This is a genomic window from Saccharothrix sp. DSM 118769 (assembly GCF_052936295.1).
Genome location: NZ_CP193627.1, coordinates 5,203,191 through 5,217,877, shown reverse-complemented (window position 1 = coordinate 5,217,877; position 14,687 = coordinate 5,203,191). Strand labels below are relative to the sequence as shown.

General features: G+C 73.6%; 9 protein-coding genes and 1 pseudogene. 5 read left to right on the top strand and 5 right to left on the bottom strand.

The window, feature by feature from the left end:
• Positions 1 to 372: 372 nt before the first annotated feature.
• The 3 genes from ACRAKJ_RS22375 (at position 373) to ACRAKJ_RS22365 (ending at position 2,858) form a co-directional block, all read left to right on the top strand.
• Positions 373 to 882 (top strand): hypothetical protein, encoded by a 510-nt coding sequence (locus ACRAKJ_RS22375; protein ID WP_438919867.1) that lies wholly within the window; start codon positions 373 to 375, stop codon positions 880 to 882.
• Positions 883 to 1,059: 177 nt separating this feature from the next.
• Positions 1,060 to 2,592 (top strand): ISL3 family transposase, encoded by a 1,533-nt coding sequence (locus tag ACRAKJ_RS22370; RefSeq protein WP_438919868.1) that lies wholly within the window; start codon positions 1,060 to 1,062, stop codon positions 2,590 to 2,592.
• Positions 2,593 to 2,687: 95 nt separating this feature from the next.
• Positions 2,688 to 2,858, top strand: coding sequence for a hypothetical protein (locus ACRAKJ_RS22365; protein WP_438919869.1), 171 nt, complete (start codon positions 2,688 to 2,690; stop codon positions 2,856 to 2,858).
• Positions 2,859 to 3,026: 168 nt separating this feature from the next.
• Here the strand turns inward: ACRAKJ_RS22365 and ACRAKJ_RS22360 are convergent, their stop codons facing one another.
• The 4 genes from ACRAKJ_RS22360 to ACRAKJ_RS22345 are packed head-to-tail and all read right to left on the bottom strand — an operon-like array spanning position 3,027 to position 12,103.
• Positions 3,027 to 3,284, bottom strand: a complete 258-nt coding sequence (locus ACRAKJ_RS22360) for a phosphopantetheine-binding protein (RefSeq protein WP_438919870.1) — start codon at positions 3,282 to 3,284, stop codon at positions 3,027 to 3,029.
• Positions 3,281 to 4,783, bottom strand: a complete 1,503-nt coding sequence (locus ACRAKJ_RS22355; RefSeq protein WP_438919871.1) for an amino acid adenylation domain-containing protein — start codon at positions 4,781 to 4,783, stop codon at positions 3,281 to 3,283. Before ACRAKJ_RS22355 ends, ACRAKJ_RS22360 begins: the two co-directional genes overlap by 4 nt.
• A complete protein-coding gene (locus ACRAKJ_RS22350) occupies positions 4,780 to 11,091 on the bottom strand; it encodes an amino acid adenylation domain-containing protein (RefSeq protein ID WP_438919872.1) in 6,312 nt (2,103 codons plus the stop codon). Before ACRAKJ_RS22350 ends, ACRAKJ_RS22355 begins: the two co-directional genes overlap by 4 nt.
• Before the next feature lie 28 nt (positions 11,092 to 11,119).
• On the bottom strand, positions 11,120 to 12,103 hold the full coding sequence (locus ACRAKJ_RS22345; RefSeq protein ID WP_438919873.1) for a TauD/TfdA family dioxygenase: 984 nt from the start codon (positions 12,101 to 12,103) through the stop codon (positions 11,120 to 11,122).
• Between the two features lie 179 nt (positions 12,104 to 12,282).
• Between ACRAKJ_RS22345 and ACRAKJ_RS22340 the strand changes: the two genes are divergently transcribed.
• A complete protein-coding gene (locus tag ACRAKJ_RS22340; protein ID WP_438919874.1) occupies positions 12,283 to 12,498 on the top strand; it encodes an MbtH family protein in 216 nt (71 codons plus the stop codon).
• Positions 12,417 to 13,387, top strand: a pseudogene (locus tag ACRAKJ_RS22335) (pyridoxal-phosphate dependent enzyme). Before ACRAKJ_RS22340 ends, ACRAKJ_RS22335 begins: the two are co-directional and overlap by 82 nt.
• 37 nt (positions 13,388 to 13,424) lie before the next feature.
• Here ACRAKJ_RS22335 and ACRAKJ_RS22330 read toward each other — a convergent pair.
• The gene (locus tag ACRAKJ_RS22330) at positions 13,425 to 14,672 is read right to left on the bottom strand and encodes an MFS transporter (RefSeq protein ID WP_438919875.1); all 1,248 of its coding nucleotides are present in this window, start codon (positions 14,670 to 14,672) and stop codon (positions 13,425 to 13,427) included.
• Positions 14,673 to 14,687 lie beyond the last annotated feature (15 nt).

Below are 14,687 nucleotides of genomic sequence, written 5' to 3'. Positions count from 1 at the left end.
ACGGCACCGCCTGCACCCGCCCCATAAGACAGCGACACCCGCACTCGCCTTGTCATCGGAATGCGGTGGTGGCGCACGCGAATGATCGTGCCGGTCGGGCTGATGTCCCTTGAGTCGCCCGTCGACAAGGAGCGGTCGTTGGCGCGCCAAATGGCGTAGTCCGGTCCTGCAATATTTTCACGCGCGATTTATGCGGACAGCTCGGACTGTATTTGTCGTATTCCCATTTCGCCGCATGGCGGAGTGCCGGTTCCCGGTGGCTGCGAGCCGAATGGTCGTCACCCGGCAAGCGCATTTACGATCCGATCGGGAGGCGGATAGCTTGAGTGCTCCCAGAACCCGAGTCAATCGCCCCCGACGTTGAGGACGCACATGGAAACACGTAAAAGGCAGCCGCGCTCCCAGTTGGGCCGACTCGCCGCCGTCGTGATCGCGACCGCCGCGCTGGTGGCGGCCGGTCCCGGCGCACACGCCGACACCGAAGCCTCCAGGCTCGGCACACCCGCGCTGTCCACGCACACCTCGAACGTCTCCGTCCAGACCACGGCCACGGTGTCCAGAGGCGTCTGGTCCTGCACGTTGAGCGCGACCCTCCCCAACCGGTGGTACGGCGGCTCGGGCGGTGGCGAACAGGCATTCGGCAATCTGAACTGCACCCACGTCATGCCCGAGATCTACATCGCGGTCGGCCTCTACCGCAACGGCAACCTGGTCGCCGCCACCGAGAGCCACAGGGTTTCCGCGGCGTTCGCCAACGCATTTCCCTCCGCGTCGCCGCACGTGTCGGCGACCTACGAGAGTGGCGCCATCGCCGCCGTCCTCTGGCCCGACAACACCATCACCGAGATTCCGCAGATCTACAGCCCCGTCATTTCGCTCTGACGCAACGGGCCGAACGAACCCCCGTACGGCCTCTGGGCGACCCTTCTCCGTCGCAAGAGAGGCGATCGAACAAGAGGCGCTTGCTCGATCGACGAACTCCGGGGGTCTGTCAAACGAGCGGCTCTGACCCGTAGTCGGTGGTGACGTGGAGTAACCATCCGCAATCATGATCTTGTGATGGATGTCGGTTCCCTTGTGGGGACGGTGTTTTCCGGGCTGTCGGCGCTGATCGTCCAGGACGTGGCGGACGGTGGCGGAATGGTGGTGGTCACGGCCCGTACCCAGGATGCGGCCGTGCCGTGTCCCGGGTGCGGGACCGCGACGGCGAAGGTGCACGGCTACCACCATCGGACGCTCAAGGACGTGCCGGTCGACAGCCGTCAGGTGGTCGTGCACCTGCGGGTCCGGCGGCTGGTCTGCGCGGCTCGGGGTTGCCCGCGGCAGACCTTCCGGGAACAGGTTCCCGGCCTGGTGGAGCGCCACCAACGCCGCACGGTGCGGCTTGTCCGGCAGACATCCCAGGTGGCGCGGGAGTTGTGCGGTAGGGCGGCCGCGCGCTTGACCGGCCTGTTGGCCGTGCCGGTGTCCCGCAGCACGGCGTTGCGCCACCTGTGGCGCCTGCCGCTGCCAGAACTGGTGGTTCCGCGGGTGATCGGCGTGGACGACTTCGCCCTGCGCCGCCGGCACCGCTACGCCACGATCGTCATCGACGCCGAGACCGGTCGCCGTGTCGCGGTCCTGCCCGGCCGCGACGCCACCACCCTGGAGTCCTGGCTGCGCGGGCATCCCGGTGTCGAGGTCGTGTGCAGGGACGGCTCGGCCACCTACGCCGAGGCCGTCCGACGTGCCCTGCCCAACGCGGTGCAGGTCAGCGACCGATGGCATTTGTGGCGCAATCTCTGCGACAAGGTCCTGGTCGAGGTCCGTGCGCACGCCGGATGTTGGGCCACCCTCAACCCGCCACGCCCGGGCGGGGTTCACGAGCAGACCGTCCGCGAGCGCTGGAACAAGGTCCACGAGCTGCTCGATCAAGGTGTCGGTCTGCTCGACTGCTCGCGGCGCCTGGGCGTGGGCCTGAACACCGTCAAACGCTACGTCCGCATGCCCGAACCCCACACTCTGCGTATCGCCCCGACCTACCGTCCGACGCTGGTCGACCCCTACCGCGAGCATCTGCGCGCCCGCCGCGCGGCCGATCCCGCGGTCCCGGTCACCGGCCTGCTCGCCAAGATCCGGAAGCTGGGTTATACCGGCAGCGCCAACCTGCTGGTCCGCTACCTCAACCAGGGCCGCGCCGAAGGCGAGCGCCCCGTCACCACCTCCCGCCATGCAAGCAGCCTCCTGCTTACCAAATCCGACAACCTGCGTCCGAAGGACACGGAGTTATTGGAAAAGATCACCGCGGCCTGCCCGGAGATGACCGCGCTCGCCGGCCTGGTACGTGGCTTCGCCGCCCTGCTGACACCGGCCGCGGGCAACGACGCGAAACTCACCGAGTGGATCACAGCGGCCCGCGCCGTCGACTTACCGTACTTGCGCAGTCTCACCAACGGTCTGGAGATCGACCGGTCCGCCGTGGACGCTGCCCTTACCCTGCCCTACCACAACGGCCGCACCGAAGGCGTCAACACCCGCACCAAAAGGATCATGAGACAGATGCACGGACGCGCCGGATTCGACCTCCTCCGCCACCGCATCCTCCTACCCTGACAGATACACAGCGTCACCACCGACTACGGGTCAGAGCCACTCGTTTTACAGTCCCCCAGCCGGACGCCGGCTGGAGCGCCAAGCGCGTCGAGCACATGATCGCCGACGTCCGCGCGCGGTTGTCGGCCGGTGGTGTCCACGGCCTGCTCCGCGAGGAGGTCGGGGAACCCGTCGGCAACACGCTCAACGACGACCTGCTGCGCGAACTGGTGCTGTCCACCAGCCTCGTACCACCGGACCTGGCCTTGCTCGGCCCGTTGTCCTGAGCGAGATCCTCCGTTCCACCCGATCGGGCACCGGCCTGGCTCATCAGCCGCTCGACCCGATCAAGCCCCCACCACCGCGGCACGGAACCCGGTGGCCGGTTCTCGGAAGACGACCCGGGCTCCGGGATCTGTGCGGGGTCGTGCCGGGGCGGAGTGCGGCCCGGTCCGTCAACGAACCCCGGGCGCGGGGGACTGGTCGTCCGCGGCGAGGACGGAGGCGAGGTCCCTGGGGGAGGGGTAGGCGAAGACGAGGGCCACCGGGACCTCGACACCGAGGGCGGTCTGCAGCCCGGCGGTGATCTGGAAGGCGGCCAGGGAGTCGCCGCCCGCTTCGAAGAAGTCGCTGTCGGCGTCCAGCGCGGCATCGCCGAGGGCGTTCCGGTAGAGGTCGGCGATCAGGTCGGGGACATCGTGGGTCGAGATCATCGTGTTCCGTTCTCGTTGCCTCGGGCCAGTTTTTTCCGGTCGATCTTGCCGCTGTGCGTGGTGGGCAGGCGGTCCATGCGGACGAAGCGGCGCGGCATCATGTGCGGCGGGAGCGACGCGGCCAGGTGGGCGCGCAGCGCGGCGTCGGTCACCTCGGCCAGGTCGCCCACGACGTGGGCGGTGAGGGCGGTGCGCCCGCGGTCGTCGCCCGCGGCGGTGAGGGCGGCGCCGGTGACCGCCGGGTGGGCCAGCAGCGCGCCCTCGATCTCGGCGGGGTCCACCCGGTGACCGCGGATCTTGAGCTGGCGGTCGATGCGGCCGAGGTACACCAGAGCGCCCTCGGCGCAGCGGGCCAGGTCCCCCGTGCGGTACATCCGCGCGCCCGGCGGGCCGAACGGGTCCGGGACGAACCGGTCCGCGGTCAGGTCCGGTCGACCGCCGTAGCCGCGGGCGACCCCGACGCCGCCGATGTGGACCTCGCCGACCGCGCCGTCGCCCACCGGCCGCAGGTCCGCGTCGAGCAGCCGGACCGACACCCCGTCGATGGCCACTCCGATGGCGTCCACGTCGGACGGCGGTTCGGCGGGTACCGGGTGGCGGGTCGAGGTCATGGTGCACTCGGTCGGGCCGTACTGGTTCACCAGCCTGCCCGGCAGCGCGGCCCGGCCCCCGGATGCCAGGAACGGCAGCAGCGACTCCCCGCTGGAGACGACCAGCTCGACCCCGCGCAGCGCGTCCGCAGCGGTCGCGCTGCCGATCAGGTGGGTGAGGAACGAGGGGGTCACGCTCAGCAGGGCGGTGACGCCGAAACCGAGCACCACCTCCGCGAACTCCTCCGGCCGCAGCAGCCGGGAGCGCGGCACGAGTACCACGGTGCCGCCGGCGACGAGCGGGGCGAACACGTCGCGGATCGACGCGTCGTAGCCGATCGGGGCGACCTGCAGCGCGGTCGTCGCCGGGCCCAACCCGTTGTCGGCGGCGAACGCGCGCAGGTAGGACCGCAGCCCGCGGTGCTCGACCAGCACCGCGTTCGGGATGCCGGTCGACCCGGAGGTGTGGCTGACGTACGCGAGCCCGCCCGGCCCCACCGGCGGCAACCGCACCGCGGGCACGGGCGGCGTGCGGCGGTCGATCAGGACGGCCGGTCCGGGGACCGGCAGCGCCAGCCGCCCGGCGAGCGCCGCCGTCGTCACCAGGTGCCGCGCACCCGCGGAGCGGCACATGGCGTCGAGCCGGGCGGGCGGCAGGTCGGCGTCCAGGGCGAGGAACGCGCCGCCGGCCCGCGCGACCGCCGCCATGGCGACGACGGCGTCGACGGTGCGCTCGACGGCGATGGCGCAGACCTGCTCGGGCGCCAGCCCGTCACCGGCGAGGACCTGCGCCAGCCGCTCGATCCCGCCCGCCAGCTCGGCGTAGGTCAGGTCGCCGTCGGGTGTGCGGACCGCGACCGCCGCCGGAGCGCGCCCGGCCTGGGCGAGGACGTCGTCGACGAAGGTCACGGCGCCTCGCTCGGCAGCAGCCGCGCCACCTCGGCGTCGGACAGGCCCGCGATCTCGTCCTCGATCGCCCGCGCCACCGACTCCGCCAGACCGGCGACCGTGGCGGACTCGAACACCCGGCGCAGCGGCAGGTCCACGGCGAACGCCTGGCGCACCTGGGCGAGCACCCGGGTGGCCAGCAGCGAGTGCCCGCCCAGCGCGAAGAAGTCGTCGGTGACCCCGACCCGGTCCACGTCGAGGACCCGGCACCAGATGTCGGCGATGATCCGCTCGGTCGGGTTGCGCGGCTCCTCGTGCCCCCCGACGTCGGGTGCGGACAGCGCGGTGGCGGGCAGGGCCTTGCGGTCCACCTTCGCGCTCGCCGTCATCGGCAGGGCGTCGAGCCGCGCCCACCGGGTCGGGACCATGTACTCCGGCACCAGCGCGCGCAGGTGCTCCCGCAGGGCGTCCGGTCCCGGCCCGCCGACGACGTAGGCGGCCAGCAGCGGGTCGCCGGACGGTCCGGTCGCCGTGACCACCGCGACCGCCTCCACCTCGTCGTGCCGCAGCAGGGCGGCTTCGACCTCTCCCGGCTCGATGCGCAGCCCGCGCACCTTCACCTGCTGGTCGATCCGCCCCAGGAACTCGATCGTGCCGTCCGGGCGGTGGCGGACCAGGTCACCGGTGCGGTACAGCCGGGTCCCGGGCGGGCCGAACGGGTCGGGGACGAACCGCTCCGCGGTGAGGGAGGGGCGGTCGTGGTACCCGCGGGCCAGCCGGACCCCGCCGAGGCACAGCTCGCCGGGCACCCCGATCGGCACCAGCCGCAGGTCGGCGTCCACGACGTGGGCGCGGGTGCCCGCCACTGCGCGGCCCAGCGGCATGGCCGCCCCCGCGGGCTGCCCGGCCAGGTCGTCCGCCACCGGGTGCAGCAGGGAGCAGATGGTCGCCTCGGTGGGTCCGTAGCTGCACAGGAACCGCCCGGGCAGCCCGGTCGCCGCCCACCGCCGCGCGTCGTCGACCGTCACCACGTCGGCGCCGACGTTCATCAGGCGCAGGCCCGCCAGCAGGTGCGGGTCGTAGCGCATCGCCTCGCGGTAGTACGCGGGCGTGGTGTCGATGATCGTCACCTCGTGCTCGGCCAGGCGGGCGGGCAGCTCCGCCGGCGACCAGAGCACCGGGTCGCCCACCACGATCGTCGCGCCCGCGAGCATGGTCGCGCCCATCTGGTCCATGGACACGTCGAAGGTGAGCGCGGAGAGCAGGACCACCCGGTCGTCCGGGCCGATGGTGTAGGCGTCGGCGATCACGCGGCAGTGGTGGGCGTAGGACCGGTGCTCGGTCATCACGCCCTTGGGGCGCCCGGTCGAGCCGGAGGTGTAGATGACGTAGGCCAGGCCGCGCGGGTGGGGCGCGGGCAGCGGCTCGTCCGCGTCGGAGGGGTCCGCCAGGTCGCCGTCGACCACCACGACCTCGTAGCCGGCGAACCGGTCGGCGAACTCGCGGGTGGTGACCACGAGCCGGGCGCCCGCGTCGGCGAGCACGAAGCCCAGTCGCTCGGCGGGGTGCCGGGGGTCGAACGGGGCGTACGCGCCGCCGGACCTGAGCACGGCCAGCCACACCACCACGGCGTCCAGCGACCGCTCGAGGCAGACCCCGACGACGGTCTCCGGGCCGATCCCGCGCTCGCGCAGCAGCCGGGCGAGGCGGGTGGCCCGCGCGTCCAGCTCGGCGTAGGTGAGTTCGCGGTCGCCGCACACCGCGGCCACCGCGTCGGGGCGCAGCCGCGCCTGCCGCCCGACCAGCTCGGGCACGCACGAGTCGTGCTCCCCGGCGGGGTCCAGCTCGGCCAGCCGGTCGGCGTCCGGGTCGGGCCACTCGTGCAGCAGCAGCCGCCGCTCGTCGTCGCCGAGCACGTCGATCCCGGCCAGCTCCCGGTCCGGGGCGGCGGTGGCGGCGGCGAGCAGCCGCAGGTAGTGCCCCGCCATCCGCTCGACGGTCACCCGGTCGAACAGGCTGGTCGCGTACTCGAACACGCACCGCAGCTCGCCGCCGTCGCGCTGCTGCACGGACACGGTGAGGTCGAACTTGGCCACCGAGGCGCCCGCCTGGACCCGCTCGACGGCGGTGCCGTGCAGCGTGCCCGGACGGCGCTCCAGGTCCTCCAGCTCGAACATGATCTGGAACAGCGGGTTGCGGGAGAGGTCGCGGTCGGGCTGCAGCGCGTCGACCAGGTGCTCGAACGGCACGTCCTGGTTGGCGAACGCGTCGGTGCAGTCGCGGCGCACCCGGTCGAGCAGCGCGGTGAACGTCGGTGCGCCCGCCAGGTCGGTCCGCAGGACCAGGGTGTTGGTGAAGAGCCCCACGAGGTTTTCGGTCTCCTGGCGGGTGCGGCCCGCGACCGGGGTGCCGACCGAGACGTCGGTGCGGCCGGTGTGGCGGCCGAGCAGCGCCTGGAACGCCGCGAGCAGGGTCATGAACGGTGTGGCGCCGCGGCGGGCGGCCAGGTCGGTCACGGCTGCGGCCACCCCCGCCGGGACCGTCACCGACACCACGTCGCCGCGCGGGTCGCGCTGCGCCGGACGCGGCCGGTCGGTGGTCAGCTCCACCGGCGTGAGACCCGCCAGCCGGTCCGTCCAGTACGCCAGCTGGCGGCTCCGGTCCTGGGTGCGGCGCTGCCAGGCGGCGAAGTCCGCGTACTGGAGGGGCAGCGGCGCGCCGTGCTCGTCGTCGAGGTCGCGGAACAGCACGGCCGTCGACCACGCGTCCACGGCGATGTGGTGCATGGTCAGGGCGACCAGGTGCTCGTCGTCGGCGACGCGGATCACCGTGGCCCGCAGCGGGTGCTCGCGGTCGAGCCGGAACGGCAGCCCGGAGGCGTGCCGGAGCGCTTCGAGCGCTTCGTCCGGCCTGCCGGTGAGGTCGAGCACGCGTACCGCCACCGGTCCGGGCGGGTCGACGACCTGGGTGGGCTCGCCGCCCTGGTCGACGTAGCGGGTGCGCAGGACCTCGTGCCGGGTGGCGACCCGGTCCAGCGCGCGTTGGAACCCCTCGATCGACAGGGGGCCGGACAGGCGCAGCGCCAGCGGGACGAGGTACTCGACGCTGCCCGGGTCGAGCTGGTCGAGGAACCAGATCCGCCGCTGGGCGAACGACAGCGGCAGGTCGCCGTCGCGGGGGACCGGCTGGATCGGCTGGGTGGCCGCGCCAGGGGCGGGGGCCGCGTCGAGCCGGGCGGCGATGCGCTCGATGGTGCGGTCGTCGAACAGCTCGCCGATGGTCAGCTCGCCGCCGAACTCGCGCCGCAGCCGCAGGATGAGCCGGATGGCCATCAGCGAGTGCCCGCCGAGGGCGAAGAAGTCGTCCCGGGCGCCGACGTGCTCGACACCGAGCACTTCCTCGAACGCGCGGGCGACGGCCTGCTCCGCCGGTGTGGTCGGTGCGGTCCGGTCGTGCGGGGCCGGCTCGGCCGCGGCGTTCGGCGCGGGCAGCGCGGCGCGGTCGAGCTTGCCGGTCGGGCCGAGCGGGAGCGCGTCGATGACGACGACGGCCGACGGGAGCATCGGTGCGGGCAGCCGCCCGGCCAGGTGGTCGAGCAGGGCGGCCGGGGTGGCGCCGCCGGTCGGCACCGCGTAGGCGACGAGGGTGGTGTCGCCGGCCGGTGTGCGCCGGGGGACCACGGCCGCGGCGGTGACGTCCGGGTGTGCGCACAGCGCGGCCTCGACCTCGGCGGGTTCGATCCGCACGCCGTTGATCTTGACCTGGTGGTCGACGCGCCCCAGGAACTCCAGCGCCGTGCCGTCGTCCAGCCAGCGGGCCAGGTCGCCGGTGCGATACCAGCGCTCGCCCGGGACCAGCGGGTACGGGTGCGGGGTGAACTGGCGGGCGGTCTGGCCGGGCTTGCCGAGGTAGCCGCGGGCCAGGCCGTCGCCGCTGACGCACAGCTCACCTGGCACCCCGATCGGCACGAGCCGGTCCGCGTCGTCGACGACGAACACCCGCGTGTTGCTCAGCGGCGTGCCGATGGGCACCGTGCCCGTGCCGCCGGGCCGGTAGCGCCAGGCGGTCGCGTCGATGGAGCACTCAGTGGGGCCGTAGGTGTTGTCGACCTCGACGTCCAGCAGCGCGGTCAGGCGCTCGCACAGCGACACCGGGAGGGCCTCGCCCGCCGAGCAGACCAGTCGCAGCGACGCGCACCCGCCGAAGGTGGGCTCGTCGAGCAGCAGGCGCAGCACCGAGGGGACCAGCTGCAGGACCGTGGCGCCGTGACGGGTGATCGACGCGGCCATGGCGGCGGGGTCGCGGTGCGCCTGCGGTGGGGCCATGACCACGGTGGCGCCCGCGACCAGCGGTGCCAGCAGCTCCCACACCGAGGCGTCGAACCCGGTCGTGGTCTTGTGCAGGACGCGGTCGGCCGCGGTGAGCTGCGTGCGCACCGACCACAGGACGCGGTTGCGGATGCCGTCGTGGGTGACCGCGACGCCCTTGGGCGTGCCCGTGGACCCGGAGGTGTGCACGACGTAGGCGGTCTGCGCGCCGTGGATCACCGGGTGGTCGCCCGGTGCGCCCGCGAGGTCGCCGGTGTCGCGGTGCTCGTCGAGGTCCAGGCGGGTGAGGGACTCCGGGAGCCCGGTGTCGACCGCGGTGTTCGACAGCACCAGGGCGATGCCGGTGTCGACGACGACGTGGCGGAGCCGCTCGGCGGGGTGCTCCGGCGGCAGCGGGACGTAGGTGCCGCCCGCGGTGAGGATCGCCAGGAGCGCGACGGCCAGGTCCGTGCCGCGCTCCATCGCCACGCCGACCGGCGTCTCGCGGGTGACCCCGAGCGCGCGCAGGTGGCGGGCGAGGGCGTCGACGCGGGCCGCGAGTTCGCCGTAGCCGAGCTCGTCCGCGTCGGACACGACGGCGACGGCCTCGGGGGTCTGCGCCGCTCGGGCGAAGAACAGCTCCGGCAGGGAGCGCCGGTCGGTGGCGACGGCGCCCGTCCCGGCGGACCGCAGCCGATCCCGTTCGCCGTCGGCGAGCAGGTCGAGCGCGTGCACCGGTGCCTGCGGCGCGTCGGCGACCTCGCTCAGCAGCCGGAGGTGGTTGGCGGCCATCCGCTCGACGCGGGCGCGGTCGAACAGGGCCCTGGGGTAGATCAGCTGGCCCTGCACGGAGCCGTCGGCGAACCGGGCGAGGTGCAGCGACAGGTCGAAGGCCGAGCCCGCCCACAGCGGCGGGCACAGCTCGACGTCGAGGCCGGACAGCGCGTACGGCCGGCGGCGCGTGTCGTACCAGGCGATGCCCGCCTGGAACAGCGGGTTGCGCGCCGGGTCCCTCGTCGGTGCCAAGCGGGCGATGACCTGGTCGAACGGCACGTCCTGGTGGGCGTAGGCGGCCAGCGCCGTCGCCCTGGCCCGCTCGACGAGCTCGGCGAACGAGGGGTCGCCGGACAGGTCGCCGCGCATCACCAGCGTGTTGAGGAACATGCCGATCAGCGGCAGCTCGTCCGGGCGCCGGGTGGAGACCGAGACCCCGACCGCGACGTCGTCCTGGCGTGCGTAGCGGGCGAGCAGCAACTGGAAGGCGGCCAGGTGCACCATGAACGGCGTGGCGCGGTGCGCGCGGCCCAGCGAGCGCAGCCGGTCGGCGAGGTCGGCGGGCACGGTGAAGGTGACCGCGTCGCCGTCGGCCACCCAGTGCGCGGGCCGGGCGTGGTCGGTGGGCAGCTCCAGCGGACGGAGCCCGGCCAGCCGCTCGGTCCAGTGGGCGAGCCCGTCCACGTCGACCCCCGCGTCCCGGCGGCGCATGGCGTCGTGATGCTGGAACGGCAGGGGCGGCAGCGGCGCGGGGTCCTCCGGTGCGCCGTAGAAGGCGTGCAGCTCCCGGGCCAGCACGCTCCACGACACGCCGTCGAAGGCGATGTGGTGCACGGTGACGAGCAGGGCGGCGTCGTCGTCGTCCATGCGGACCAGGGTGGTCCGCCACGGGGGCCGCGCGCGCAGGTCCATCCCGGTGCGCAGGTCCCGCAGCCGGACCTCCCGCAGCAGCCCCTCCCGCTCGGCGGCCGGCCGGGCCCGGAGGTCCACCTCGGACAGCTCGACCGGTGCGGGGTCGGTGACGACCTGCACCGCTACGCCGTCCACCACGTCGAACCGGGAACGCAGGACCGCGTGCCGCGTGGCGATCCGCGTCAGCGCGGCGGCCAGCGCCTCGACGTCGAGCGGGCCGCGCAGGCGCAGCGCCGCGGGCAGCAGGTACTCGACAGTCGCGCCGGAGCGCAACTGCTCGATGAACCACAGCTGCTCCTGCGCCGACGACAGCGGGTGCACCTCACCGCTTCCCACCTGGTCCTGCCTTTCGTGGTCGGGACGCTCAAGCGTTCTCGCCGGTCACCGGCCCGGCCATCGCCACGGCGATCTTCCGGGGCCCGGTGAACGGCTCGCGGCCGTGCGAGGAGAGCATGTTGTCGACCATCAGCACGTCGCCGCGCTCCCAGTCGAAGCGCCGCGTCGCGGCGCGGTAGCACTCGCGCAGGTGGGCGACCACGTCGTCGGGGATGGTGCCGCCGTCGCCGTAGTAGGTGTTCGTCGGCAGGTCCTCGTCGGCGAGCATCGCCCGCAGCCCCGCGCAGACGTCCTCGGCCAGCGTGGTCACGTGGAAGAACGTGAGGTGGTTGAACCACACCGCCTCGCCGGTGGTCGGGTGGTGGTGCACGGCCCGGCGCCGGGCGGTGGTGCGCAGGCCGCCTCCGTCGAGCCACTCCGCCTCCACGCCGTTGCGGGCGCAGTAGGCGGTGACCTCGGCGCGGTCGTCGGTGTTGAAGACCTGGTCCCACGGCAGGCCGAACGCGTTGGTGTAGTTGCGCACCACGGTCCAGCCGCGCGCCGCGAACTCCTCGCGCACCGCGGGGTCGATCGAGGCGAGGACACGCCGGGTGTCGGCCAGCGGGGTGGCGCCGAGCGTCGTCGGCGGCCGCACGCAGTAGAAGAACAGGTTCATCGGCCAGGCGGCCTGGTAGGAGTTCTCGTTGTGCAGGAAGATCTCCTCGGCCTCCGGGTAGTCGGTCGAGGTGTACACCTGCCCCTTGATCGTGCTGCGGGGCGAGGACCGCTCGTGGTAGGTCAGCGGTGGGCCGGCCAGCGCGCGGACGGTGGCGTCGAACCCGTCCACGTCGTCGACGGAGAACCCGCGCAGCAGCACGGCGCCGTGTTCGAGCAGTCGCTCCCGGACGGCGGGCCGCAGGGCCGCGACGGCGGCCGCATCGCCCACCTCGCCCGCGGCCGGGGTGATCACGAAGGGCAGGGGCCTCTCCGGCCCGGTGGGCTGGTGTGCCGCGGATGCGGACGGTGCAGACATGTCCGCCATCGTGTCCGCCCGCCCGGTGCGCCCAGAAGAGAATGACGGGTAGCACGGCGCGCACCGGGCGTGCCCGCCGTTCTGCGCGTTCTTCTCTGCAACCGCGTTCGCCGCCGCGGGCAGGATCGGCCCGCGGCGGCCCGACACCCGGGCGCGTCGGTGACTTCCAGGAGAATGACATGCCCGAGGAGCGGACCGACCAGCGCACGTACCTGGTCGTGGTCAACGACGAGGAGCAGTACTCGGTCTGGCTCGCCGACCGGGACCTGCCCGCAGGCTGGCGAGCGGAGGGCACGCGCGGCGACCGCGAGGAGTGCCTCGCCCACATCGGCGAGGTGTGGACCGACATGCGGCCGCTGAGCCTGCGCAGGCAGCTGGACGCGACCGCCCCGTGAACCCGGCGGGAACCGCGGACCTGGCAGGGCCCGCGCCGGCGGGGGTGCTCGGCGCCGTCGGCGCGACACCGCTGGTCGAGCTGACCAAGCTCCACCCGTCGGCGGGGTTCCGGCTCTTCGCCAAGCTCGAAGGCCACAACCCCGGCGGTAGCAGCAAGGACCGCGCCGCGCTGTCGATGTCTGCGTGGTCGACCCCCGCGTCAACGGGCAGAACCCCGCGGTGATGCGCGCCCCGGGCGCCGAGGTGGAAGTGGTCGAGCACGTCGACCCGGTCACCGGCGACTACCTGCCGGTTCGCATCCGCCGCATCCGCGAGCTGGTCGCGAGCCTGGAGCACGCCTACTGGCCGGACCAGTACTCCAACCCGGCCAACCCGGCGGCCCACCGCACCACGATGCGCGAGATCGTCGAGCAGGTCCCCGGCCGGCTGGACTTCCTGTTCTGCGCCACCAGCTCCTGCGGCACGCTGCGCTGCTGCGCCGAGTACGCGCGGGCCAACGAGCTGTCGGTGACGATCGTGGCGGTGGACGCCGCGGGCAGCGCGATCTTCGGTGACGCCCCCGGTCCGCGGCTGATCCCCGGCCACGGCGCCGCGGTCCGCCCGCACCACCACGGCGACGACCTGGCCGACCTCGTCGTGCACGTCCCGGACGTGGACAGCGTGCGGGGCTGCCGCAGGCTCGCCGCCCGGGAGGCGCTGCTCGCGGGCGGCTCCTCCGGAGCCGTGGTCGCCGCCGTCGACCGCGTGCGCGACCACGTGCCGCCGGGGGCCAACTGCGTCCTGGTCCTCCCCGACCGCGGCGAGCGGTACCTGGACACCATCTACAACGACGCCTGGGTCGCCGAGCACTTCGGCGAGGTCCCGCTGGACGAGCTCGCCCGGACCTGACCCTCCCGCGTCCCGCCGCGCACGACCGGGTCGCCCGCTACGGCACCGCCGGAGCGGGCGACCCCGCGTCGGCCGGGGCCGGGGCCGTGCGCACAGCCGGGCTGAGCACCGCGGTCAGCACCAGCACCGCCATCCACCCCGTGAGCACCCACACCGTCGCCGCGGCCCCCACCCAGCCCATCAGGAGCCCGCCCGCCAGCGAGCCGAGCGGGACGGTCCCGAAGGAGATCATGCCCGCGGCGCCGAGCACCCGGCCCCGGATGCGGTCCGGGGTGACGGAGAGCTGGTAGGCCGAGACCGACACGTTCCACAGCGGCCCCACGAACGCCATCGCCGCGAACACCGCGCCCAGCGCGAGCGGGTCCCGCACCAGCGCCAGCACCGGCAGCAGCAGCAGCCACGCCGCGTTCGCCCCGACCACCACAGCGCGCAGCGACAGCCGGCGGGACACCGCGGGTGCGGCCAGCGAGCCCAGCACCCCGCCGACGGCGAGGACGCCCAGCATCACCCCGACGGCCGACGGCGGTGCGCCGCCCTCGGTGGCGATCACGATCACCACCAGGAAGAGGGCCTGGAACAGCAGGTTGCTGCCCGCGATCAGCAGCGTGGTGGTCCGCAGGAACGGGTGCCGCCACAACCACACCGCGCCCTCGGTGAACTCCGCGAGCCGCGGGCGGCGGGCGACGGCGCCCCGCTCAGCCTGCAGGTCCCTGCGGATCAGCCCGAGGGTCACCACCGAGACGGCGTAGCTGGCGATGTCGAACACGAACGGCGCCGCGCGCCCGAAGCCGAACAGCACCCCGCCCAACGGCCTGCCCAGCATCGCCGCACCCCGGCGGCGCGCCTCGTTGTGCGCCAGCGCCCGCGCCAGCTGGGACGGGTGCACGATCGCGGGCACGCCGGCCGCTGCGGCCAGCCGGTGGCACACCGCGAACGTGCCTTCGAGGAAGCCGACGACGAGGATGTGCGGCATGGTCAGCCGGTCGAGCAGCAGGGCCACCACCAGCGTGCCCAGCACCACCGCGCACACCACGTCGCACCAGATCATCATGCGCCTGCGGTCGTACCGGTCGACCACCGCGCCCGCGGGCACCTGGAACAGCAGCTGCGGCAGCAGTGCCACGAACCCGGCGAGACCGGCGTCGGCGGCCGACCCGGTCAGCGCGAGCACCAGCAGCGGGTAGGCCATGCTCGACACGCTGGAACCCAGGATCGACACCGCCGACCCGGTCCAGAGCAGGACGAAGTCGCGGTTGCGGTGCAGCGGCGGCGCCTGGTTGCCCATGGGCCAGATGCTCGC